Source organism: Pseudoalteromonas sp. ESRF-bin5 (genome assembly GCF_002632075.1).
In the GTDB taxonomy this organism is placed as follows: domain Bacteria; phylum Pseudomonadota; class Gammaproteobacteria; order Enterobacterales; family Alteromonadaceae; genus Pseudoalteromonas; species Pseudoalteromonas marina.
Window position 1 is genome coordinate 1 of record NZ_NTLW01000052.1, and the last position, 25,193, is coordinate 25,193.

At 42.0% G+C, this 25,193-nt stretch carries 22 protein-coding genes; 15 read left to right on the forward strand and 7 right to left on the reverse strand.

What is annotated here, in order from left to right:
* The 6 genes from BCG07_RS01540 to BCG07_RS01565 form a co-directional block, all read right to left on the reverse strand.
* The coding region (locus BCG07_RS01540; protein WP_286888261.1) for a cold-shock protein at positions 1–98 on the reverse strand (98 nt) is incomplete at its 3' end.
* A 187-nt stretch (positions 99–285) separates the two neighbouring features.
* Positions 286–495 (reverse strand): cold-shock protein, encoded by a 210-nt coding sequence (locus BCG07_RS01545; protein WP_006792548.1) that lies wholly within the window; start codon positions 493–495, stop codon positions 286–288.
* A 292-nt stretch (positions 496–787) separates the two neighbouring features.
* A complete protein-coding gene (locus BCG07_RS01550) occupies positions 788–1,792 on the reverse strand; it encodes a YeiH family protein (protein WP_286888241.1) in 1,005 nt (334 codons plus the stop codon).
* Entirely contained in the window at positions 1,792–2,787 is a 996-nt protein-coding gene (locus BCG07_RS01555; RefSeq protein ID WP_010557875.1) for a TauD/TfdA family dioxygenase, read from the reverse strand. The genes BCG07_RS01550 and BCG07_RS01555 overlap by 1 nt, the downstream gene beginning before the upstream one ends.
* A 9-nt stretch (positions 2,788–2,796) precedes the next feature.
* A complete protein-coding gene (locus tag BCG07_RS01560) occupies positions 2,797–3,759 on the reverse strand; it encodes an aldo/keto reductase (protein WP_039038159.1) in 963 nt (320 codons plus the stop codon).
* A gap of 191 nt (positions 3,760–3,950) precedes the next feature.
* Positions 3,951–4,700, reverse strand: coding sequence for a GntR family transcriptional regulator (locus BCG07_RS01565; RefSeq protein WP_010557877.1), 750 nt, complete (start codon positions 4,698–4,700; stop codon positions 3,951–3,953).
* Between the two features lie 170 nt (positions 4,701–4,870).
* Here BCG07_RS01565 and BCG07_RS01570 point away from each other — a divergent pair, with 170 nt between their 5' ends.
* From BCG07_RS01570 to BCG07_RS01625, 12 genes are all read left to right on the forward strand, one after another.
* Complete coding sequence (locus tag BCG07_RS01570; protein WP_286888244.1) at positions 4,871–5,644, forward strand: sulfite exporter TauE/SafE family protein; 774 nt, start codon at positions 4,871–4,873, stop codon at positions 5,642–5,644.
* A gap of 106 nt (positions 5,645–5,750) precedes the next feature.
* Complete coding sequence (locus BCG07_RS01575) at positions 5,751–7,811, forward strand: glycoside hydrolase family 31 protein (RefSeq protein WP_286888245.1); 2,061 nt, start codon at positions 5,751–5,753, stop codon at positions 7,809–7,811.
* 107 nt (positions 7,812–7,918) lie between these two features.
* Positions 7,919–9,658, forward strand: a complete 1,740-nt coding sequence (locus BCG07_RS01580; protein ID WP_286888247.1) for a solute:sodium symporter family transporter — start codon at positions 7,919–7,921, stop codon at positions 9,656–9,658.
* 213 nt (positions 9,659–9,871) lie between these two features.
* Positions 9,872–12,313: a TonB-dependent receptor gene (locus tag BCG07_RS01585; RefSeq protein ID WP_039038162.1), complete on the forward strand. Its 2,442-nt coding sequence runs from the start codon at positions 9,872–9,874 to the stop codon at positions 12,311–12,313.
* Positions 12,314–12,520: 207 nt separating this feature from the next.
* Positions 12,521–14,104, forward strand: a complete 1,584-nt coding sequence (locus BCG07_RS01590) for an alkaline phosphatase (protein WP_058430036.1) — start codon at positions 12,521–12,523, stop codon at positions 14,102–14,104.
* An 11-nt stretch (positions 14,105–14,115) separates the two neighbouring features.
* Positions 14,116–15,906, forward strand: coding sequence for an alkaline phosphatase (locus tag BCG07_RS01595; RefSeq protein WP_243532129.1), 1,791 nt, complete (start codon positions 14,116–14,118; stop codon positions 15,904–15,906).
* A 112-nt stretch (positions 15,907–16,018) separates the two neighbouring features.
* Positions 16,019–16,747 carry a hypothetical protein gene (locus BCG07_RS01600; protein ID WP_243532126.1) on the forward strand — a complete coding sequence of 243 codons (729 nt, stop codon included), beginning with the start codon at positions 16,019–16,021 and terminating at the stop codon, positions 16,745–16,747.
* Positions 16,748–17,040: 293 nt separating this feature from the next.
* Entirely contained in the window at positions 17,041–17,472 is a 432-nt protein-coding gene (locus BCG07_RS01605) for a hypothetical protein (protein WP_243532124.1), read from the forward strand.
* A 112-nt stretch (positions 17,473–17,584) separates the two neighbouring features.
* The gene (locus BCG07_RS01610) at positions 17,585–17,935 is read left to right on the forward strand and encodes a hypothetical protein (protein WP_243532122.1); all 351 of its coding nucleotides are present in this window, start codon (positions 17,585–17,587) and stop codon (positions 17,933–17,935) included.
* Positions 17,920–18,660 (forward strand): hypothetical protein, encoded by a 741-nt coding sequence (locus BCG07_RS01615; protein ID WP_243532120.1) that lies wholly within the window; start codon positions 17,920–17,922, stop codon positions 18,658–18,660. Before BCG07_RS01610 ends, BCG07_RS01615 begins: the two co-directional genes overlap by 16 nt.
* A 58-nt stretch (positions 18,661–18,718) precedes the next feature.
* Entirely contained in the window at positions 18,719–19,246 is a 528-nt protein-coding gene (locus BCG07_RS01620; RefSeq protein WP_286888254.1) for a YcxB family protein, read from the forward strand.
* A gap of 14 nt (positions 19,247–19,260) precedes the next feature.
* A complete protein-coding gene (locus BCG07_RS01625) occupies positions 19,261–19,632 on the forward strand; it encodes a hypothetical protein (RefSeq protein WP_243532118.1) in 372 nt (123 codons plus the stop codon).
* Between the two features lie 97 nt (positions 19,633–19,729).
* Here the strand turns inward: BCG07_RS01625 and BCG07_RS01630 are convergent, their stop codons facing one another.
* The gene (locus tag BCG07_RS01630; protein WP_286888256.1) at positions 19,730–21,619 is read right to left on the reverse strand and encodes a monovalent cation:proton antiporter-2 (CPA2) family protein; all 1,890 of its coding nucleotides are present in this window, start codon (positions 21,617–21,619) and stop codon (positions 19,730–19,732) included.
* A 200-nt stretch (positions 21,620–21,819) separates the two neighbouring features.
* On the opposite strand from BCG07_RS01630, the gene BCG07_RS01635 reads away from it, so the two are divergent.
* The 3 genes from BCG07_RS01635 to BCG07_RS01645 all read left to right on the forward strand — a co-directional run.
* The gene (locus BCG07_RS01635; RefSeq protein WP_243532114.1) at positions 21,820–22,476 is read left to right on the forward strand and encodes an ABC transporter ATP-binding protein; all 657 of its coding nucleotides are present in this window, start codon (positions 21,820–21,822) and stop codon (positions 22,474–22,476) included.
* Positions 22,469–24,904: an FtsX-like permease family protein gene (locus BCG07_RS01640; RefSeq protein WP_243532113.1), complete on the forward strand. Its 2,436-nt coding sequence runs from the start codon at positions 22,469–22,471 to the stop codon at positions 24,902–24,904. Before BCG07_RS01635 ends, BCG07_RS01640 begins: the two co-directional genes overlap by 8 nt.
* A gap of 7 nt (positions 24,905–24,911) precedes the next feature.
* Positions 24,912–25,193: lipocalin-like domain-containing protein (locus BCG07_RS01645; RefSeq protein WP_286888259.1), on the forward strand; the 282-nt coding region annotated here is incomplete at its 3' end.

The window sequence follows — 25,193 nt, forward strand, 5'->3', positions numbered from 1 at the left end:
AAATGTGCAAACACATCAGGGCCAGACTCTTGCTCGATAAAACCAAAACCTTTTGCTTCGTTAAACCATTTTACTGAACCAGTAGTTGTAGTAGACATAATATGTATCCTAAAAAATTAATATAAGTGTGCCTGAAAAGAGGCGATTGAGCCGGAAAAAATAGTTAACTTGAGGATAACGCGCAGGATTATTACTAAAACAACGGGGTACTAACAAATAAAACAAAACTTCTTTCAAACTAGTATTCAAAATGGGTTATTGCTAACCCATTTAATTGTTTAGCAATTAGATGCTAACAATGTTCTCAGCCTGTGGGCCTTTTTGACCTTGAGTAACAGTAAACTGCACACGTTGGCCTTCAGCAAGGGTTTTAAAACCGTCGCCAGAGATTGCGCTGAAATGTGCAAACACATCAGGGCCAGACTCTTGCTCGATAAAACCAAAACCTTTTGCTTCATTAAAAAATTTAACTGTACCAGTTGTTGTATTAGACATAATAGATCCTAAAAATAAATAAAAGTGTGCCCTAAATAGGCAATTTAACAGGAAGAAAACGTGCATTTAACTGAGGATAACGCGAAGGATTATTACTAATATCAACGAGGTACTTACAAATAAACTGGGTTTTCATCAACCCGATGCCGAGCAGGATAACAGCATGTTTGATAATACACCAAGCTTTATTGTCATTTTATTTTTTAGCCTTAGAAAGAATTAAATTAAAAAGCCGTGTTTAACATGGTGTATATTGATCTTGAAATTTACGGCTTAAACCTTTTTTATTCAGTTAGTTAAAGAATATAAAGCCCAGTATTAATAACGCTATCCACACAGTTTCAGCCACAATTAAAATAATGGGTTTTATGCCCACTTCGGTAAGCTTTCCCAAGTTAGTTTTCATGCCAATGGCGGCAATAGCTGTAATTAAAAAGAACTTTGACAGTTCATTAGCGCTTTCGAGTAAAACGCTTGGCAGCGAAAAACAGCTGTTAATTACCATTAAAATAACAAAACCAATTAAAAAGCCAGGTACCTTAGGTAAGTCGCTTTTATTGCTTTGATTGGAGCGATTAATTATAACCATCATTATAAGTACAACAGGCAGTAACATAGCTACACGTACAAGTTTGGTGAGTGTGGCAATGTCGCCGGTTTCTGGCGATACGGAATAGCCCGCGCCCACAACTTGGGCTACATCATGTATGGTACCACCTAAAAATACCCCTGCGTTATGGGCATCAAATTCTAGGTAATTAACAATGATTGGATAGAGAATCATTGCAATGGTCGACATAGCTGTTACGCCAATAACAGTAAGTAACGTATCGCGCTCTTTGTGTTCGCTGTTGGGCATAATCGACGAAATAGCCAATGCAGCCGATGCACCGCAAATAGCCACAGATCCGCCAGTTAAAGCTCCAAAGCGCTTTTGTAAGCCAAATACGCGCGCAAGTACTACCCCTAAAATAATGGTGGTGAATATAGCACCAGCAAGCATAAGTGCAGTTTGCCAGCCCAGTGTAATTAAGTCGCCTAAAGCAATACGTGTACCCAAAAGTACAATGCCGACTCGCAAAATAGTGGAGCCGGTAAAGTCGATCCCTTTTGCGCAAGGGCTGTCACTTTGATACAAAAACGATACCGCCATACCGAGCAATAAAGCAAATAACATAGCGGGTGCGCCGTAATGTTCACTTAAAAATAAGGCTGCAAGCCCAGTCATTGCTGCAATACTTGCACCTTGCCAAAGTGGCGATACATACGCTTTTAATACATTACTTACTCGCCGCATTAGGCGTTAGCTGCGGTTAATGCAACAAGTACTTGGCGTTTTCGCTCACCAGTAAATGGACGACGCCCGTGCATAGCCATTTCGTTATCAACCAGTGCTACATCGCCATCTTGCCAGGCTAAATCAAAGGTAAACTCTTTTGAAAGCTCAACAATTTTATCAAGTCCCGCTTTAGGAATAGCACTGCCATCGCCAAAAGTAATGGCAACCGATGGGTTTTCTCGTACGCCCTTCCAACCCATGTAAGCGGCAATAAGCTGGTTGTAAAAAACTTGTACGCCGTTTTCAAGGGTAACTACCGCAGGTAAAACCGGGGTAATTGCTTTTAAAGAGCCATCGTCTAGCCACTCCCACTCATAACCTAGCTCGGTAAGTTTACTGTGCGCTTCTTCTTTATTTTGTACGCTGAGCGTGCTTTTCCAACTGCGGCCTTGGCCCGATGTTGCATCGTCGGCTGCAGGCATGTAAGTGGTGTACTTTAAGCCTTTTTGTTCAAAGTCATCGGCTAATTGGCTATCAAATTGCTTTAAAGCGCTAAATAATTTATCTGAGCGGCAAAGCGGTGTTGCGCCGCCTTCCTCTGCTGCCGATTTACAAAAAAAGAATAATTTACTTGGCGAAATAGGCGTTTGAGCCATTTCGTGGTGTAAGTAAATTTCTACATCTTTTGGCGCTTCGTTAGCGGTAAATACACGCTCGGTAAAGTTAATACGTACCGCGTTAGATAGTGACTCTTGGTAAGTAAAGTTATCGTAATCAAACCCTGCTGAAAACGTATCAAAGGTTTCAGCGCTATTAATCGGAAAACCACGAAACAGTACAGCACCAGCGCTGCGCAGTTTGGTTTCTAGTTCGGGTTTATTTGCTCGAATGAAAGCCACCGCCTCTTCAACGGTGCTGGCGTTATTATTATTAACCACAATGCACGGAAAAACCGAGTCATCAAAGGTTAATTGAGTAGGCACTGCGGCGTAGTTAAGTTCGGTAGCTGACATTGTATTTTCCTAATCGTAAATAGGGTGAAAACGGTTAAACGCTGCTTCACAAAAGTGACCAGGGTCGTTAAAGCGGCGGTTAATATTAAGTGCAGAAATATCGGCCATTTCTTGCTCATTGAGTTCAAAATCAAACAGCGATAGATTTTCTGTCATGCGTTCAAGTTTTGATGTTTTAGGGATGATGGCTGTTCCGCGTTGCACGCCCCAGCGCAGCACAACTTGTGCTGGTGTTTTACCATGGTTTTGCGCCGCAGCTTTCACTACGCTTTGCTCAAGCACAGACTCTGTTTGATCGGCCATTTCAAGCTCTAGGTACGAAAGTGCGCCCAGTGGAGAAAATGCAGTAACCGGAATGTCGTATTGTTTTGCCAACCTTATAAGGCGCTCTTGCGTTAAATAAGGGTGCGATTCAATTTGCAGCATAGCGGGTTTAACGGTGGCGTAGGTCATTAAATCGTGAAGTAATGCGCTTGAGTAATTACATACTCCAATGCGTTTTGCTTTGTTGTTATGTACTTGCTCTTCCATTGCTTGCCACGTTAAATGTAGTGGTACTTTTGCCAACTCCATGTGTGGGTTTTGGGCATCTGGGTCTACAAACCACTCTGGCGGGTAGCGTGTCTCGATTGGTACAAAGGTTTGCGCAATCGGAAAGTGAATTAAGTATAGGTCGAGGTAGTCGAGCTTTAAATCGCTGAGTGTTTTATCAATCGCAAGCTCTACATGCTCGGGCGCATGAAAGGTATTCCAAAGTTTTGACGTTATCCATAGCTCTTCTCGGGTGCACAGGCCGTCGTTAATTGCTTGGGCTATGCCATCGCCAACCTGTTCTTCATTACCGTAGTCTGCGGCACAATCAAGATGGCGGTAACCCGCTTTAATGGCTTGATACACCGTTTGCGCGCAATCTTCTTGTGCTACTTTCCATAAACCGAACCCGACTGGCGGGATATTATTTAATGAACTCATTGGGAATTCCTGTTAAAATTGCATAATGACTTTGGTCTTGTATAAGACATAAGTTATTATACGAATCTAACAGTGTCAACACTGCGCGCACCGCTAGGTGTTAAAACAGCGAATTAAAAAAGCTGCAGATAGCAAAAAGGCAGCGATTGCTGCCTTTAAAAAATTTTTATTTGTGAGTTGTTTTACATCTGTTAATCAAGCTCAATTTGGTAATGGTAATGATCGCTTCGGCACTTGCTTTGGCGGTATTCAATACGTTTACCTTCAATTGATTCGGTAATGCGTGACACTAATAACAGTGGATCGCCAGTTTTAATTGCGAGCATTTTTGCATCAGTTTCGTCGGCTAATACCGCTTTTATGCTGTCTTGGGTTTTGTGCACGGTTTGATTAAATTTGGTTTGGTAGTAGTGGTACAATGTATGCGGAATATCACTACTTTGATGTATATCAGGAAAGTAGCTTTGTGGAAGGTATATAGTTTCGCTCATACAAAATTCGTTATCAAGAATACGCCTACGCACAAGCTTAGTTACTTTATCTTTTTTATTAAGTTGTAAGGCATCGATAACATCGTGTGGTGCGGGGCATAGCTCAACCGATAACAGCTCTGCCTTGGGTAAGTCTGCACCTTTACCATCGGCCTGAAGCGGGAAAAACCTAAACAGTGCGTCTTGCGCGGTATGCTCAGATACAAACGTACCTACACCTTGTCGGCGAGTGACTATTTTATCGTCGGTTAGTAAGTTAAGGGCTTTACGAACAGTGCCTTGGCTTACATTAAATTCTTCAGCAAGGCGAAATTCGCTAGGTAATGCTTCGCCAGGTACCCAGCGTCTTTCAACAATGAGCTGTTTAATATAATCAGCCACTTGTAAGTAAAGTGGTTGAAAAGCCAAGCTTGGGCCACTTAATTTGTGATCAAACATAGAGTTACTCATTGTTATTTACCGTTAAATTCAATCCACCTGTAGTTATAACATAAGTGGTACTTTTTGCGCATTTTTGCGTGCTATCAGTTAATTGTGAGCTATTGTATTACAGCTTGTTTTTACATTATGCCTAAAAACAAATCGTTACACTACAATAGCGCACCCCAAGGAAATTTAAAGTGTTCAGTATTTCATTCGAACTTATATTAGTTATGGCGCTTTGCTTAAGTGCAGCCACACTATTGCAAACACTCAGTGGGTTTGGTTTTGGGCTTTTAGTGGTAGCCAGTTTTACACTATTAGATGTATTGCCATTAACGGCAACCACGTTTTTAGTCAGTTTGTTAGGGCTTGTTAACTCAACCACTGTGGTGGTTAAAAACCGCAACGCAGTAAAAATCCCCGAACTAAAACTCATGCTGTATACGGGCATTCCGCTAATGTTGCTAGGGTTTGTTTTACTTGAATATATGTCGGCGCATTTAACTCAGTTTTTAAATTTTATATTGGGCATTAGCATTTTATTGTGCTGCGCTTTAATGCTAGTAAAACGAAAACGAAAGCGAACCGACAGGCAAAGTCGTCCTCGGTCCTTTTTAATTGCAGGCGGGGTAAGTGGTTTACTGGGCGGGTTGTTTTCAACGTCGGGACCGCCGCTGGTGTTTCAGTGCTATAAACAAGCTTGGTCTATTGAAGCAATTCGTAGTACGTTACTTGCAGTGTTTACCATTGGTGGCATAGTGCGGGTGGGTATTGCTTTATTTGGCACCTTGCCTGATCTCGATATTATGTTTTTAATTGCGGCTGCAATTCCTTTAGTATTACTTGTGACTCATTTTTCAAGACGCTTAACCCCATACGTAGATGCAAAATGGATACGCATTATTGCCATCACGCTACTGGGTGTAAGTGGTGTATCGCTGGTGGTTACCTCGGCGCCTACCCTAGTTTAAAGTGAGTGCTGTTAATTAATTAAAGTTAAGTTTATTTACATTGACATAGGGATCACAATTATTTAACTTGTGTCTTATACAAGACTATAGTTGGTAAGGAACTCCCATGAATGCATTTGAATTACGTGAGCCAGACTGGAACGCAATAGAACCAGCGCGCTTAATTGCAGAGCCTAAATTGCAAGGCCATGTGCTAGTTTTACCGACTCAATTTGGTGAGGTCAGCGTTACCATAAGCGAGTTTGGTTTACGTTTAAATGCAGGCATAACGCAAGACCACGCGTTTAATATACTCAGCGCCACTCCTACTAATTTACCGTTATTACTTAATACATTGGGCCAAGGCTTTGCAGCCACAGCCGGTGAGTACCGTTTAGAATTTTACAGCGACCCATTTCATTTTAAGCTTTATAAAAACGACAAATTAGTACAGCAATCAGCAACCGATGGCCACTTTGTACGCCAGCATCGTTTACCGCCACTGGCTAAAACTGATCACGGCTGGATTTTAAGCCTGGAGCTTACTTACGACGAAGCCGTATATGGCCTTGGTGAAAAATGGGGCAAGCTTGATAAACGCGGCCAACTTATTCGTTCATACAATCACGATGCACTGGGCGTAAATGCTGAAAAATCATATAAAAATACCCCATATGCTTGGAGCCCAGAGGGCTGGAACTTATTTGTACACACGCCAGCGCCTGTTACCCATGGCGTAGGTTACGCACTTTGGTCGCAACGTGCTTATGTGTGTTTAGTTGAAGATGACGCACTTGATGTATTTTTATACCAAGAGCAAACGCCTGCACAAAGTATTAATCGCTACTGCGAGCTAACTGGTTTTGCACCGGTACCACCGCAGTGGAGCTTTGGCGTTATTTTATCAAAAGCGTACTACAAAAATGCTGATGAGCTATTAAGTGTTGCCCGCGAAGTACGTGCTAAAAATATGCCGTGTGATGTAATTACCCTTGATGGCCGAGCATGGCAAGACACCGACACCCGCTTTGCTTTTGAATGGGACCCAACACGTTACGCCGACCCAAAACCTGTGCTTGATGAACTAAAAGCCATGGATTTTAAAATTTGTGTGTGGGAATACCCGATGATCTCGGTAAACAACCCATTATTTGCTAAAGCGGCCGAGAACGGCTGGCTAATAAAAGACAAACGCACAGGTAAAGCGTATCAATACGAATGGGATTTAAGCCCCTTTGGCGAAGTACTAACGCCGTTACCAGAGTCGGGTATTTTAGATTTTACTCACCCCGACGCTTACGAATACTGGCTCGAATCGCACAAGCCATTGTTTGAGCTTGGCGTTGATATGATAAAAGCAGACTTTGGCGAACAGCTAGAAGACGAAAACATGGTATCGCATAGTGGCGACAGCGGCATTAGACTGCATAATGTTTATAGCATGCTGTACAACCGCTGTGTTTATGAAGCTGCCGAAAAGTACTGTAAAACAGGACCTTTTTTGTTTAGCCGCTCAGCGTGGACGGGTAGCCAACGTTTCCCTGCTCAGTGGGGCGGCGATCCACAAGCCGATTGGCAAGGCTTAGCAGCAAGTATTCGCGGCAGCTTAGCGTGGGGCATGTCGGGCGGGCCATTTTTTGCAACCGATATTGGTGGTTTTTATAAAGATACGCGCGATGCAGAGCTTTATGTACGCTGGGCGCAGGCATCGGTATTTAGTGCGCATATGCGCTTACATGGCATTGGCCCACGCGAACCGTGGTCTTACACCGAGCAAGCAAGTGACGCGGTATTTGCAGCGCTTAAATTGCGTTATCAGTTAATTCCATATTTACAAACATGTGCAGAGCAAGCGCAGCAAACAGGGCTGCCTATTCAGCGCGCTATGGCACTGGCATTTCCTGATGATGTATTAGCACATAGTTTTGATCAGCAATTTATGTGCGGCGAAAAACTCCTTGTTGTGCCATGCGTTGTACCAAACGGTAAAGTGAAGTTTTACTTACCGCAAGGGGAATGGTTAAGCTTTCCTGATAGGCAGGCATACCAAGGCGGAAAGTATTACGAAGACACGCTTGAGCTTACACAAATGGCCGTGTTCGTTCGTAAAGGCGATACGCTATTGCTAGGCCCAGATGTTCAACACACAGAGCAAGACATGAGCCAGTTAACTGCGTGGCCAAATTAAAAACTCGTTTTAAAACACACACAACACACACAACACACATAACACACATAATAATAAAGATATTAGCTTACTTTTTAACGAGTTAAGTAAGCTTAAAGGAACACAGTATGGAAGGTATGAACATTACCATGACACTGCTATCGTGCTTGGCGTTTATGGCGCTGGTGGGATATATCTCGTACCAAAAAACCAAAGGGGAAGTTAACACCCAAGATGGTTACTTTTTAGCGGGCCGTGGTTTAACAGGTACATTTATAGCAGGGTCGATGATCCTCACTAATTTATCGGCCGAGCAACTTATTGGCCTTAATGGCTCAGCGTATGGTTACAACCTTAGTTCAATGGCATGGGAAGTAACCGCAGGTATTTCTACCATTATTATGGCGCTGATCTTTTTACCGCGCTATTTAGCTGGGGCATTTTCTACCTTACCCGAGTTTTTACGAGATCGTTTTGACGATACCGTACGCCGCATGACCGTGATCTTATTCATGGTCGGATACTGCTTTATTACTATTCCTTCGGTTTTGTACTCAGGATCAATCGCCGTGCTTAGGCTATTTGATGTACCCGCCTTATTAGACATGAGTTATCAAGCAAGCCTTATTGTTACCATTATTATTGTCGGCTCCGTGGGCGCTATATACGCGGTATTCGGCGGTTTAAAGGCGGTTGCCGTATCCGATACTATTAACGGTGTTGGGTTACTTATTATTGGTATTTTAGTGCCAACGCTTGGGCTTATTGCGCTTGGCGATGGCAGCTTTGCTGATGGTTTAAGTACTTTAGTAAATACCGATACCGAAAAGCTTAATGCTATTGGTAGCGAGGATGATCCCGTGCCATTTGGCACTATTTTTACCGGTATGATCCTCGCTAATTTATTTTATTGGGGTACAAATCAGTACGTGATCCAGCGCACATTAGGTGCTAAAAACTTAGTTGAAGGGCAAAAAGGGGTGTTGTTTTCAGGGTACTTTAAAGTACTAGTCCCCTTTATGATGATGATCCCTGGGGTTATTGCGTACCATCTTTATAAGCACGAAAGCCTACAAACTATTGATTTAGCCTACCCACACTTAGTGAAAGATGTACTTCCTCAGTACTTATCAGGGTTCTTTTTAGCAGTATTGTTAGGTGCGGTATTTAGCTCGTTTAATTCATTACTAAATAGCGCCGCAACGCTGTTTTGTTTAGATGTTTATAAACCCATGAAAAAAGACAAAGTAAGCGACGAAAAGCTCATTAAAGTGGCCAAAATAACCAGTATTGTTATTGCTGTTTTGTCGTTTATAACCGCGCCATTACTCATGTTTGCACCCGAAGGCTTATGGCACATTATTCGTGTATTTACCGGTTTTTATAACATTCCGGTCATCACAATTGTGTTAGTGGGTTTATTTACTCGTAAAGTGCCTGCATTGGGCGCTAAAGTGGCGATTATTTTTCATGTTATTGCCTACACGCTACTTAAATTTGTGTGGGGTGTTGATATTAACTTTATCCATATTTACGCCATTTTATTCTTTATTGAATTGGCAATAATGCTAGGAATTGGTTACTACAAGCCACTTGCAAAACCGTGGCAATTTACCCGCAAAGCCGAAGTAAACTTAAGCCCTTGGAAGTACGCACTGCCGTGCGCCATTGTATTGGTTAGCTTAATAGTTAGCTTATATATTGTATTTTCTCCTTTAGGCCTAGTTGGCGGTACCAGTGTTTATTTTGTGCCTAGCCTAATTACTGTTTGGACATTAGCTGCATTGTTTAGCTGGTGGAGCGTGCGTCGTTGGCATGTGCGATACGAAAACAGCCTCGCCCATATAGGTGTCACAAAGGCCGCATAAACACAGGTTATAACCACTATACGTGATTTTAAATCACATTTTATTCACATAATGTTTGCATTACGAAGTTTGATTGTTTAAATTTGTAGCTCTTATATAAGATATAAGAGCTGGTAAGGAAAATACTTAACACACACTGTCACCGTAATTTAGCAAACCACACAATTGCTAGCGCGGTACCACACAGCACACACGCACAATATGGAGAATGACATGAGAGCTAAAAAGTCTATCTTAAGCTTGGCTGTCTCGTTAGCAATGACAACTGGTTTAGCTGTTAGCGCGCAAGTTAATGCTGCGCAAGAACAAGTAAATCAAACGCAAGCGGAACAAGAACAGCAAAATAATAAAAACGATTCATTTGAAAAAATAGTGGTGACATCGCAAAAGCGTACACAAAGCTTAAACGAAGTGCCGGTTGCCGTATCGGTGCTAAATAGCGATCAAATTAATTCAGCGTTTGCTAATAATATGGAAGGTTTGCAATCGCTTGTGCCGTCTGTGAGCTTTAGAAAAGGCACCACAACCCGTAACTCGGCGCTCACCGTGCGTGGTATTGGTACAATTTCATTTAGTATTGCTGCCGAGCCAAGTGTGGCAACGGTTGTTGATGGCGTAGTACTTGGTCGCTCTGGTCAAGCTTTTGCTGATTTATATGATGTAGACCGTATTGAAGTACTGCGCGGCCCACAAGGCACACTATTTGGTAAAAATGCCTCGGCTGGTGTGGTAAATATCACAACAAAAGATCCGTCTTACGACACTACCGGCAGTATAGAAACCTCGTTTTATCAAGACAACGAATACCGCTTTAAAGGCGTTGTAAGTGGCGGCCTAAGCGACGACTTAGCAGCAAGCTTAACCGTATTTAAAGGTAAGTTTGATGGTTACATAGATAACGTATATAACAACGAAAAAGTAAACGGCTACGACCGTGAAGGTGCGCGTGCTGTATTTAAATACGAACCAACCGACGACCTAAACGTTAAATTTATTGCAGAATACTACAACGCCGATGACGACTGTTGTGCCGATTTAGAAGCCCTACCAAGTGGCCGTAATCCTGATTCAAAAGCGGCGCCAAACAGTAACGGTATTGTTGATGGCGTTGCTGACATAGACCTAGATCAGCGTAAAGTTGACCACGACTATGAGTCGCGCACAATAGATAAACACAGCGCGTTTTCAGTACAAGTTGATAAAACCATTGGCGACCACACGTATACGTCAATTACTGCACAGCGCTCGTGGGATAACACCGAGTTTCGTGAAGGTGATTTTACCTCTATTGCCGGCGACAGCAATCAACCCGTATTTGGTGTGCCATTTCAGTTACATGATATTGGTGAGCAACAATGGGATCAGTTTTCACAAGAGTTTCGTGTAACGTCTAACCTAAGTGGGCCATTTAACTACGTGGCTGGTTTATTTTACTGGAACATGGACTCACAACGTAACTTTACTCGCGATGCCAGTTGCCAAAATAACGCAGGCCAGTTAGATAGCGCCATGGCGTTTTACGCGCAAAATAACTTGTCGGGTGCAGAGCTAGACGCAGCGCTTGCCGACTTAGATGGCTACGCACAGGGCTTAGGCGTTAGCTGTAATGCGAACGACATTGTGTCGGCTACTGCATACATGAGTACAGAGTTTAATAACTGGGCAGCCTTTGCTGATGGTACTTATGAGTTATCTGACGATTTAACTATGCTATTTGGCCTGCGTTATACCGATGACGAAGTATCGTACACGCACCGCCGTGTCAGCAATGATGTATATGGCCGTCGTGGTGTGGGTGTACGCCCTGCAACATTAAATACTGACGAGCAGGGTAAAGCTGAAGAAACTAACGTATCGGGCCGTTTAGGTATGCAATACGATTTAGGCGATGGCCAAATGGTATACGGTACTTACTCGCAAGGTTACAAAGGGCCTGGCTTTAATATTTACTACAACTTTAACCCTGACAACGACGGCCGTGAAATAGCGCCGGAAGAGTCTGACGCGTTTGAACTTGGCTATAAGTATGCAAGCAGCGACTTTGTGTTTAACTTTGCGGTATTTAAAACCGAAATTGAAGGCTTCCAAGCAAACAACTTTGATTGTTCAGACGGCACCTGTATTACTCGCTTAACAAACGCAGGCGACGTAAGTACACAAGGTGCAGAAGTTGACTTTATGTGGGCCGCAACCGATGCACTTACGCTAACCGGTGGTATTGCTTATATTAAAGCCGAAATTGATGAATTTAATTGTCCGCCAGAAGTGGCCGCAGGCTCGTGTACTGACCGCTCAGGGCTAGATGTTCCATTTTCGCCAGACTTAAAGTACTCATTAAGTGCTGACTACTTTATTGAAACCGAACACGGCTTTAATGTGCACGTAAATGGCTCGTACATATACACTGACGAGCAATACTCTGACCTACCTAATAATGTAGGCGAGTTTAACCCAGCAGCCTTATTACCAGATTACGGTATTTTAAATGCAAGCGTAGGTTTATCGTTTAAAGACGATGCCTTTAGAGTATCGCTTATCGCTAAAAACCTAACAGACGAAAGCTATGCAACAACCTACAGTGGCGATAATTTCCGTTACCAAATACCGCGTGATGCAGAGCGCTACTTTGGTGTGTCGTTTAAGGCGCGCTTTTAATAGTTAAAAAATTTTCCCTTGTATAACAACAAGCGTAGCGTTAAACCGCTGCGCTTTTTTGTGTCTTATTTTTGTAAATCTTTGGTCACTTTTTCTTCATTAAAACGTCCTTTATTAGTCATATGTATTTTCTATAGTGCAGCGGTTACTTATTTGAGGTTTTAGCTTCAAGCAAAAATAACCACTACATAATGGGAATAATAAAGGATGAAAATTAAAAAGGTCGCTGCGGCGGTTGGGCTAACATTTATGTTAAGCGCTGCAAGTCATGCCAATGTATTACCACAAAGCCAAACAGACAATAACTGGTATACAAACGCACAAACTACGTTAGCTACTAAAAATACTCAGGCACAAAGTGCACAAGTTACAAAAGCAAAAAACGTAATTTTATTTGTGGGTGACGGCATGGGTATTTCTACCCTAACGGCAGCACGTATTTTAAAAGGCCAACGAGCAGGCAACCCAGGTGAAGAAGGCTATTTAAGCTTTGAAGAGTTCCCGTATTCTGCGCAAGTTAAAACGTATAACGTAGATGCGCAAACGCCGGATTCTGCAGGCACAATGACCGCAATGATCTCAGGTGTTAAAACCGATGTAGGCGTAATTGGTGTAGACGAAGACATTGAGCGCGGTGTGTGTTCAACTGTATCGGGTAACGAGCTTTTAACTGCAACAGAACTAGCTGAAATTAAAGGCCTTGCAACAGGGGTTATTTCTACAGCGCGTATTACCCATGCAACGCCAGCGGCCACGTATGCTAAATCGGCAGACCGTAACTGGGAAGATATTTCAGATATGCCAGAAGGGTCAGAAGCCTGTGAAGATATTGCATCTCAACTGGTTAACTTTGAAAAAAACCTCGAAGCGCGCTTTTTAGGTACCGACGTAGACGGCCTTGATTTTGTAATGGGCGGCGGTCGTCGTCATTTTTTACCAAAAGATGCTGCGGCTAATTCAAGCGATGCAACAAGCGCCGTTGAAGGCGATCGTACCGATGAGCGTAACCTTGTCACTGAGTGGCAAACACAATATCCAAATGCAACGTACGTCATGGACCAAGCAGGGTTTGATGCTATTGCCGATGACGCTACGAAAGTATTTGGTTTATTTAACGAATCGCACATGCAATACGAAGCTGACCGAGCAAACGACGTAGCAGGCGAGCCGTCACTTAGTGAAATGACCACAAAAGCAATCGACGTGCTGGGTAAAAACGACAATGGCTTTTTCTTAACGGTTGAGTCGGGCCGTATTGACCATGCGCACCACGCAGGCAATGCTTACAACGCACTTAACGACACCATTGAATTTGCCAATGCAGTTCAAGCAGCAATCGATAATACCAACCCAGAAGAAACCCTTATTTTAGTGACTGCCGATCACAGCCACGTATTTACTATTGCTGGTTACCCTAAGCGCGGTAACCCAATTTTAGGCCAAGTAGTGGCCGTAGGCCAAACAGCGCCAAGCCTTGCTGCCGATGACATGCCATACACTACAGTAGGTTATGCAAATGGTTTAGGTTTTAGAGACCTAGGTGATGAAACAAACGCTGATGCAACCTACTTAAGCGGCCCAGTAGCTGGGCGCGTTGAGTTAAATGGTGTTGATACAACAACCCCAGGTTTTCACCAAGAAACAACCGTGCCACTCGGTTCTGAAACACATGCCGGTGAAGATATTTCACTGCATGCTAAAGGCCCAGGTGCACAACTTGCTCAAGGCGTTATTGAGCAAAACGTTGTATTTCATCTAATTAACCAAGCTCTTGAATTAACTCAGCAATAATGGCGGCGAACATGAAAAAATTAACAGTACTTTCTTTAGCAGTAATGGTCGCGCTAGCGGGTTGTTCAAGTGATGACGATAAAAGTGATAACAACATTATCGCAGTAGACAACGCCATAGCCGTGGGCTCAGCGCAATGTATTAATGGCGGTGTAGAAACCCAAGTGGGCGTAGATACAAACGAAAATGGCGAACTCGATAGCGACGAAGTTAACTCATCTAACCTAGTGTGTAATGCGCCGGCAACGTCGCTAACTACTGAGCAATTAGCTAACCTTACAGGTAATGCCTGGTATAGCGACGCACAAACAAAGTTATCAGCAACGCAGCAAGCTAATAACGAGGCGGTTACAGAGTCGGGCAAGGCGAAAAATGTAATTTTATTTGTAGGCGACGGTATGGGTATTTCTACTGTTACGGCTGCACGTATTTTAGCGGGCCAGCTTGAAGGCGGTATGGGTGAAGACTACCAACTTAGTTTTGAAACCATGCCTTACTCAGGCTTTGTTAAAACGTACAACGTTGATGCACAAACACCTGATTCAGCAGGCACAATGACGGCGATGGTGTCAGGCGTTAAAACTGATGTTGGCGTAATCGGTGTAGACGAAGACATTGAGCGCGGTGTTTGTTCAACTGTTGCAGGTAATGAGCTGGTCACCTCGCTTGAGCTTGCTGAAATAGCAGGTAAAGCAACAGGCCTTATTTCAACGGCACGAATTACTCACGCAACACCCGCGGCAACGTATGCGAAGTCGGCTGATCGTAACTGGGAAGATAACTCTGATATGCCAGCAGGTTCAGACGCATGTGAAGACATTGCATCGCAACTTGTTAACTTTGAAGCTAACCTAGAAGCACGCTTTGCAGGCATTGATGTAGATGGTATTGACGTAGTAATGGGTGGCGGTCGTCGTCACTTTTTACCAAAAGATGCCACGGCTAATTCAAGCGATGCAATCAGCGCAGTTGAAGGGGATCGTACCGATGGCCGTAACTTAGTAACCGAGTGGCAAGCTACTTACCCTAATGGCAACTACGTAATGGACCAAACAGGGTTTGATGCAATTAGCGACGATGCTACAAAGGTGTTTGGTTTATTTAACGAATCTCACATGCAATACGAAGCTGACCGTGCAAACGATGTAGCGGGCGAGCCTTCGCTTTCACAAATGACCGAAAAAGCAATCAACGTGCTTAACAACAACGAAAACGGCTTTTTCTTATCGGTAGAGGCTGGGCGAATAGATCACGCACACCACGCAGGTAATGCATACAACGCGCTTAACGACACCATTGAATTTGCTAAAGCCGTTAAAGCCGCTATGGACAGCACTAACCCAGAAGAAACGCTGATTGTGGTGACTGCCGATCACAGCCATGTATTTACTATTGCAGGCTACCCAAAACGTGGTAACCCAATATTAGGTAAAGTGGTTGCAGTTGGCCAAACCGAGCCAAGCCTTGCAGCCGACGACATGCCATATACTACAGTAGGTTACACCAATGGTTTAGGCTACAGAGACTTAGGCGATGAAACCAATGCCGACGCTTCTTACTTAGCTGCACCGGTTACAGGGCGTGTTGATTTAACAAATGTTGATACAACCACACCGGGCTTTCACCAAGAGTCGTTAGTACCACTTAGTTCAGAAACCCACGCAGGTGAAGATGTAGGTGTTTACGCAATGGGCCCAGGTGCACATTTAGTAACAGGCACAAACGAGCAAAGCTTTTTATTCCATGTAATGGACTTTGCCGCAGACCTAGTTAAAACAGCCGATGAAACAGTGGGTCAGTAAATAGAGCCTATTAAAAGCCCGCATTATTTTGCGGGCTTTTTTATGTCATAAAAATGCCATTGTTAGTGGTTATGTTATGGCAATAACAGTGACGTTAAATATAGAGAGCACCATGAAAACAGCATTATCATTACTCGCAACCATGTTGGTTGCCACACTAACAAGCGCCAGCGCAGTTGCCACTCAGTGCAACCTAAATAGCCAGTATTTAAAAGCCGACTACACAATTACCAACACTCATAAAAATAAGCAAAATAGCCAGGTATTTACACTTTGGCGTAATAACCAGCAAGTCGCACATCAAAACGATGTTACTACTGAGCTGTGGCAACATTTAGCTAATAAACAAATTCGTCCAATACGTTATTTTAATGCCCAACAACGCGGTATTGAGTATCAGCCATCGGAAGTGCGCGGCGTACAAAATTGGAGTGCTAAAAATCAGCTGGTGGATAATCACTTAATTAAAAAAATGACCCTTACAAAAACGCAAGGCACAGGCTGTGATGAGGTAAAAAACTACACTTACCAAGAGGGTGAAAATACCTACACACTTGCTTATTATAGCCAAACCCAGCTTGTTAAATCTTTTAGTGTAAATAACACAAAAAACCAAACAATCACGTTACTAAGCTTAAATAACGTAAGCTACAACAAGCAGCAAATTACTTCGCAATTTGCACAGTGGGACCGCTTTCAAACCACCGACTACGCCGACATTGGCGATAACGAAAACGACCCGTTTTTAGCAAAAATGATAAACCTAGGTTTTATAGAGCATGGTGCAACAGGGTTTTACAACCAGCAAGGTGAAGCTATTCAAGGTGGGCACCACCACTAGGATTTAGATGAGTTTTAATATGGTGTAAAACGAGCTTGCTGTGTTGGGGGTAAATTTATACTTCAATCAGCAAGCTGTGGTGAGCTACCAATCACCCTGTAAAATAAAGTGCATTTAAAATACCCCTGCCCAAATAAGACCTCGAATAATCGGCTCTTCTTATAAATAAGCAGTCACTTACAGCCAAATATTTTTAATTGGCAATAACTTGCGCTATTTGATACTAATAGAAGTCCACACAATAGGGACGTTTGCAAAAATGCCTCTTAACAAAGCTGTTATATTGGACTTAGATGCGAGCACTTTTAGTTATATGTTTTTTCTGGACTAACTCATTATTCGCCTGCGGTGATGATGAACTAGGTCAACTCGCATCTTTTGCAATAAATGAAGACTATAGCGTAGGTAACGTTACAGGCTATAATGTATATGTACCTGAAATGTTTAATAATTATTATTTAACGTCATTTACTCTAGTGATAAAAGATATTTTTTTAGGAGACTTAAACTTTACTGAAGCTAATAGTTATAAAGGTTATTACAAAGCTTTTTTTCAAGTTAATCCTGAAAAATTAGATTTACTAAATATAGTACTCGGTTACTCAACAACACAGGACAAAAAAGGAATTGTGATGTGTGGTGAAAGAATACAGTTAAATTTAAAAGAGTTGCTCAGAGCAAATCGGCCAGAAGCGATCATAGCAATACCACCGCCGTTAAAATAAAAATTATGTTCTTTTTTACAACGTCGCTCAGAAAGTTTGAAGTAGCTTGGTTGAGTTTTTTACGGCGCTTTAATTGTTCGCAATGTTTAAACAAAGTTAGGAGTTACTTTTAATGAGAAAGTACGTATTTAGTCTTTTATTTGTTTTATTACTAGCCGGGTGTGATTTTGAAGTACCTGGAGCCGATGAAAGGTTTGGTACGCAAAACTTTGTATCTGCTATTTCTCTCATTGAATTACATAAAACTCGCAATGGCGTATATCCAAACACTTTAGCCGAACTGGATTTTTTAGGTGATTGGGATGGTATTTGGTTGTCCGCTGTTAAATATGAAAAAAATGATGACGGCTACAATTTATACCTTGAGAGAGGATGGGCTGGTAAGCCCTCATTAGAGTTTCCTGAGAGATTCAAGCAAGGTTTAGGTATTAAAGAAACCAATATTAAATGGGTAAAAAACTAATTACCAAGGCTGTAACAGTTGTTTATAAGGAGTTTGCATCGAACATGCGTATTATGAATTTTATTGAAAAAGCTAATAAGGTATTACTATTTATTGCTGCAATAGTTGTAATTTTTGCTATTGGTAAGAGCCTTATTAGTGATCTTTTTAAAAGTGGCTATTCTGCGCCTAAGGTTCAGGTGATTGAACATAGCGCGGCCCTTGATGAAGAACCAAAGTTACAAAAAAATTATATTGGTCAAATCAAAGATGTTCACATTTTAGAAATCACATCTGACAAAATAGTAAATCAAAAACCTTACAGCGCTAATGCTAAGATTATTGTTTCCTCAGCACTGAGTTTGAGTCGTAATGCAGTAAATTTAATGTTTACTAAAGCTGGCGAGAAAAACAAAGTGTTATTCAAAAATAACGTATTAATTGTAGGCTTTTCTCCTGTTCAATTAAAAGAAACCAGTTACCAAAGCGTTCTAAGTAAAAACATCTACTCAGTTGTACGAAATGACACGAATAAAAATGGCTTTTTAAATAGTGATGACCAAAAAGAGTTATTAGTTTCTGAATACGATGGCTCAGGCTTGAAATCCATTATGGATAATATTGAGGGCTATCAGTTAATTAGTAATAATATGATCTTAATTTATACCAAGCCGGAGAGTGAAACACTTTATTATATTTTTGATGTACTATCAGGTGAGTTAGTTAAGCTTGATACACGCTTGTAGTTAGTAATTAACTTAAACACAAAACCTAATTGTGCGCTGAAAGGCGTTTTATACGGACATGACAATGCTCAAATCTATTACTGTTACTAAAAAGAATTATACCGACTACGCTGATTTTATAATAAAAAAGTTGTGTGCGCCTAAAGATAATAAAGGTCTAGGGTTTATAAAAAATGTGATTGCATGGTTCGTGCTAACTGTTGTTTTTATGACTTTTTTTCGGGTTGAGTCTGTTCGCCTTTCTGACTTTCATTGGCCAAGTGGGTTAATTGTAGCAGTGCCATTTTTAATATTGATTGTTGTATTTTTATACAATAATCATAAGATAAAAAAGCAATCAATCCCCAATGAAAATGGCGTAATGATTGGCAATAAAACAATTGAGTTTCAAGCTGATGGTATTTGCGAAACTAATCATCTAGGACGTTACTTTTATAAATGGCAAGCCGTTGAAGCAATAGAAGAAAATAAAGGCGACTTATATATATTTGTAGACAAGCTATTGGCTTTAATAATTCCGGCTAGTGCTTTTACAAGCGAAGCCGAAAAAGAAGAACTAAAAGCTTTAATTAAAGCCTATATCTAGTAATGTATTACTTTATGAATATTTACAAAGCTTTAGCGCTTATTTTAATGCTTATACCTATTTCATCAATGGGAAGTGAAAAACAAGCTAACACTACCGATGAACAACAAGATAAGTATCTTGAGCATAGAGCTGCTTGGGAGAAAATGCTAAAAGAGCGCTATGACAAAGAGTTAAAGCACAACCCACCAATACCGCCTTGGATTAAATTTCCAGATTATCACCCAAGCGAAATTTTTTGGAGAATGGGGGAAGGCGAAAGCTACATAAGTGACTATGTTTTTACTTATTTTAAGTACGCTTCTAAAGCTGAAATAAATGCTTATAAGATTAAATATCCAGAACACGCAGATTGGCGAGGAACATATAAGCGCTTTGAACACTAGCTAAAGTACGGCTATGTTTTTAGGTAACTTATTTGAGGGCGGTATTTATTAAAAGTGCTATTAACCCATGGCAATAGCACATATCAATTTTTAGACACTACTCCAAATGAGCATCATCAGGCTTTTTAGGTTTATCAGCAAGCTCTGTTAGGCCGTCTTCACAGTCGCCGCTATCGCAGGTATTTAAATCGCTTTGTGCTTGCCTGTCTTGTTGTAATACTTGCTTTAAATCTTCCATACGTTGGCGAACGGCTACGCCGTAGCTGGCATCGTCGCCCCATAGTTCGGCAAGTTGTACAACCGCAGCGCGATCGTGTTCTCTAAACAGCTTACCGGCGCGCTCGGCGTCTTGCTTGTTGTTTCCAAGTAGCTCGAGTGCTTCTACGGCTAAATTAATAGCTGAGTCGACGGTTTCTCGGTTAAAGGCATCTACTTTTAAATTAAGCAATTTGTAAGCGTGGCGACGGTCTATTGCGCGGGCAACAATTTTTAATTGTGGGTAGTTTTTGTGGGCAAGCTCAATTATTTCAATGGTTTTGTCTGGGTCATCAATGGCAACAACCAGCATTTGTGCGGTATGAGCGCCTGCGGCTTCAAGGAGTTCTTGGCGTGCGGCGTCACCATAAAATACGGTATTACCAAAGCGGCGTAGTAATTCTATTTGGCTGGGGCTGTGATCGAGTACTGTTATTTCGTAGCCTTGGGCGTGTAATAAACGGCCCATAATTTGTCCAAACCGTCCGTAGCCCGCAATAATAACGTGTTTAGCTGTGCTAATTTGTTCAGGCTTGTCGAACTCTGGCGCACTGGTATGGCTGCGCTTTTCGAGTTGTTCGTACATCATTAACAACAGCGGCGCTACTAACATGGATACGGCGACGACCAGGGTTACTAAGCTTGTTTGTTCTGGTGTTAAAATGGCCAGTGTTGTGGTTACGCTTAATAATACAAAGGCAAATTCGCCGCCTTGTGCAAGGGCTAATGCAAATAGTAAGCGCTGTTTTTTACTGATGTTAAAGGTAATGGCAAGGGCATATAAAATACAGGCTTTTACCACAATAAGTAATGCAACAAGTGCGATAACAGTTGAAAACTCACTAGCCAATAACTCAAAGTTAATAGAGGCACCTACGGTTATAAAAAATAACCCGAGAAGTAGGCCTTTAAAGGGCTCTATATCGGCTTCGAGCTCGTGCCTAAATTCACTTTCGGCAAGGACTACCCCTGCTAAAAACGTTCCTAATGCTTGTGAAAGCCCAATACTTTGCATAACAAGAGCAATAGCCACCACTAAAAATAGCGCAAAAATAGTGAATATTTCACGCATGTGAGTTTTAGCTATGTATCTAAATAATGGGGCTGATACGTATTTACCACCGGCAATAATGGCTGCGATCACACCTACCGATACAGCAACTTGTTGCCATACTGGCCAGTTGGCAATAATAGAATGGCTGACTTCTTTAGAGCTACTTGGTGGAGCAAAGGCAAGTAATGGCAGCAGCGCCAAAATAGGAATAATGGCAATGTCTTGAAATAATAAAACTGAGAATGCATTTTGGCCGGCTTCGCGCTTTAGCCAGCCTTTTTCTTCAAGGCTTTGCAGTACAATAGCGGTTGACGATAACGCGAGCATTAAACCAATAGCGAGTGCGGTTTGCCAAGGCATGGTAAAAAACCAAAAGCAAAACGCAAAAATAACGGCGGCGGTTAGCACTACTTGCAAGCCACCGAGTCCTAAAATTGAGTGGCGAAGCTTCCATAAGCGGGAAGGTTGCAGTTCAAGGCCAACTAAAAATAGCATCATCACTACGCCAAATTCGGCGAAATGCATTACATCTGTTTGATCGCCCACTACCCCTAATGCATAGGGGCCAATGAGTATGCCGGCAATTAAGTAACCCAATACCGAGCCAAGGCCCACTCGCTTGGCGATAGGCACCGCCACAATAGCCGCAGCTAAGTATATTAACGCTATTTCTAACACATGCTTACCTTATTAAAGTTTAGATAATTAGCATGGCTTAGGTGCGTTTAAAATACAATGAGTTACTTAGTAAAATTGCTTTAACTGAATGATAAAATTTATTGTAATGGGCATAAATAAAGCACTTAAATGACCGAATTGCTGTTATTGTAACGTTTAAACAAAACTAAAAATTTTGCCCCTAGGACGAGCTACATTTTATGATTTCGCTAAATAATGTGTTTTTTACACGGCAAGATGGTGGCACAAAACGACAAATAATTAATGATTTATCGTTAACTATTTTACCCGCTGCACACATTGCTTTACTGGGTGATAGTGGCTCGGGCAAAACAACATTATTAAATTTATTAGCCGGTTTACTGTCTCCTGATGCAGGAACTATTACGGTTAATGAGCAAAAAATTAGTGAATTGAGTGCCAGTGAGCTTGCGCTTTATAGGCGTAAAATAGGGATTATTTTTCAGCATTACCAATTACTCAGCCCGTTAAATGTAAAAGACAACATGTGCTTTCAAGCAAGGCTTAATGGGTTATCGCCGAGCGACGATGAAGTAAATACAATGGCTAAAAAGCTAGGCTTAGAAAATAAGCTAACAGCGATGCCTGAACAGCTATCGGGTGGTGAGCAGCAACGAGTAGGAATAGGCCGTGCGCTATTAAATAAGCCCAAGCTACTATTGGCTGATGAACCGACCGGCAACCTTGATGCGGCTCGCTCACTCGATATCGTTACGCTATTAAAAAGCTTGTGTGAAGAAGAGCAAATAATACTAATTATGGTCACTCATAGTCAGCAATTGGCTAATCAATTTACTACGCAACTATTTTTAAAAGATGGCCAAATTAATGGCTGAACTTAAACTTATATTAATAACGTATATGCAGTTTTATCGCCGCCATGTAGGGCTGTTATTACTGTTTTTTATTGGTTTTAGTTTAGGTGCGGCATTACTGACTGCAATACAAGGTTTAAACCTGGAGGCCGGTAAGCGCTACCAACAAACTACAGCGTTGATTGCAAACCCTGTGACGCATTTTATACGCCCTGTATTAGGTGAAAACAGGTTGCCCAACAGTATGTGGTCGCGCATTAGGGCCGCTGGTTTTACGCAGGTTCAACCCGTTTTAGAAGGTGTAATTGAAACCGATAAGCAGCAAAAGCTCGCACTTAGAGGTGTCAATTTATTGCAGTGGCTTACACAAAATACCGACAGCTCAGCATCAGCATCAACAGCAAACAATAGTTACTCCGGTTTTGAACAGCTACTAAATACTGTTTATATCGATCCTAAATTAATGCAGCGGCTAAATTTAAAAAACAGCCGTATTAATATAAACATGGGCGATGCCACCCGCACTTTAGCTGTAAGCGAATTACAAGGTTTAGGCATGACCATGCTGGTGGACATTAGCCTTGCTGACAAGTTACTGCGCGCAAATGGGGTGATCAGTTACTTTGAAGTAAGTGGTTTAAATAGTAAACAAGCAGCTAAATTAAACGCATTGCTAGGCGATCAAGCACGCCTTGAAGCTGCGCAAGAGCAAGCTTTTGATGCGCTATCGGAGGCGTTTTTCTTTAATTTACAAGCGCTGGCATTGTTGGGTTATGTGGTAGGTGCGTTTTTAAGCTTTAACGCAATTAAACTGGCATACAATGCGCGCGCTCACTTACAGCAGCAAATGTGGGTGTTGGGGTGTCAACGGTCGGCGTTAATTAAGGCGCTGGCTATTGAATTAACGTTGCTTAGTTTGTTTGCGGCTGTGTTAGGTGCGATATTAGGCGCGGCACTAGCAAACGCCTTGGTTATGGATGTATCGGCCACTCTTCGAGGGCTTTACCAACTAGATAGAAGCTTTGTAGTCAGCCTTGATAGCAGCATGGTTGCCAGTGGCTTTACACTTAATATTTTTGTTTTGTTAGGATTTTTAGCCAGCCAGTCGGCTCGATTAAGTACTGTTTTAGCGCGTGTTAAATGGCCAATGTTAATGCTCGCCATTGCAGCAACCAGTTATTTAGCGCTAACGGCAAATACCAAAATGGGCGCCTTGTTGCTGTGTGTTTGTGTGCTACTGCTCTTTTTTGTGGTTACGCCACCGATAGTTAAAGCTGTATTTAAGCTGCCATGGCCCACACAAAACCCGATTATTCAGTGGTTAAAAGCCGACAGCATAGTGCAATTACCTGCATTGTTGAGCTCAGTACTCGCTATTTTAATGGCGATGGGTGCCGCTGTAGGCATGCAAATTATGGTTGGCAGTTTTAGCGACACCTTAGATACACACCTTGAAAAACGCCTAAGCGCCGATTTGTACGTAAGGCACGATCAAAACATTCAAGCATTAGGAACCAAGCTGGCTGAACTTCCAGAAGTTGAAAAAGTAGGCGTATATTGGTCAGCTAACAGTGAGCTTAAAACACCTAAAAATAGAATTGCTGTTGATGTTATGGCATTTGGTGCAACGGCCAGCTACAACCAACACCTTACTTTGTTAAACAATAAAGCACCTACATCTGCAGTATTTGAAAAAAACAAAAATGGAATTGTGGGTTGCTTAGTGAATGAACCCGCCTTGCTGCAGTACTCGCTTACAGTTGGTGACGTAATAACCCTAAGGCAGCATATTAATACACTAACGTGCCAAGTACGCGCTGCCTATTATGATTACGGCGAGCAAGGTTTAAATGTGATAGTCACTACAACAGCACTATTAAATAGCAGCTTAAGTTACACCGAGTATGGTTTATCGCTTTGGCTAAAGCCCAATAGTGACGTTGACGCCATAGCCGAATATATTCAAAAACAGCACCAATTAGATAGCCAACAAGTCATTGCTAATCAGCAGTTTAAGCGCTTTGCTAAGCAGTTATTTGGTAAAACTTTTTATGTTACTCAGGCGCTTAATATATTTATTATGCTGATTGCATTATTTGGTATGTGGGTGAGCTTTTTAACCCTGGGGCGGGGGCAATTGCAGCCTATGGCAGTATTACAAACGTTGGGTGTGACTCAACTGCAATTATTGGGTGCAAAAATATTGCAAGCCGCACTTATTATTTTAGCCACCTTGTTATTGGCTATACCTTTGGGGCTTTGCCTTGGGTGGGTATTATTAACTTACGTAATGCCCATTGCCTTTGGTTGGACCATGGCCATGACCGTTAATTGGCTGCAATTAGGTGGTTTTACTGTGCTTATATTTATTTTAGCCTTATTTGTGAGTGCGTTACCGCTAATAAAATTAACGCGAAGCGCAGTTGCCGATAATGTCGCCAAGTTATAGGACTTACATGAATAGACTAAAAGCAGCCGTTATCTTTGTTTTTATTGGCACATTAAGCGCGTGCCAGCCAGAAGTAGAGCAAATAAGTAAAAATAAACCAATGCATAGCGGATTTGCACAGCAATTTGGTGAACCTGTAAATAAACACCAAGGGCTGAGCTTTCCACGCGACCATGGGGCGCATCATCAGCAAGGTATTGAATGGTGGTATGTTACTGCTAATTTAAAGGCAGATAATGGCGACACCTTTGGTGTGCAATGGACTTTATTTAGGCTCTCTGTTGATGAT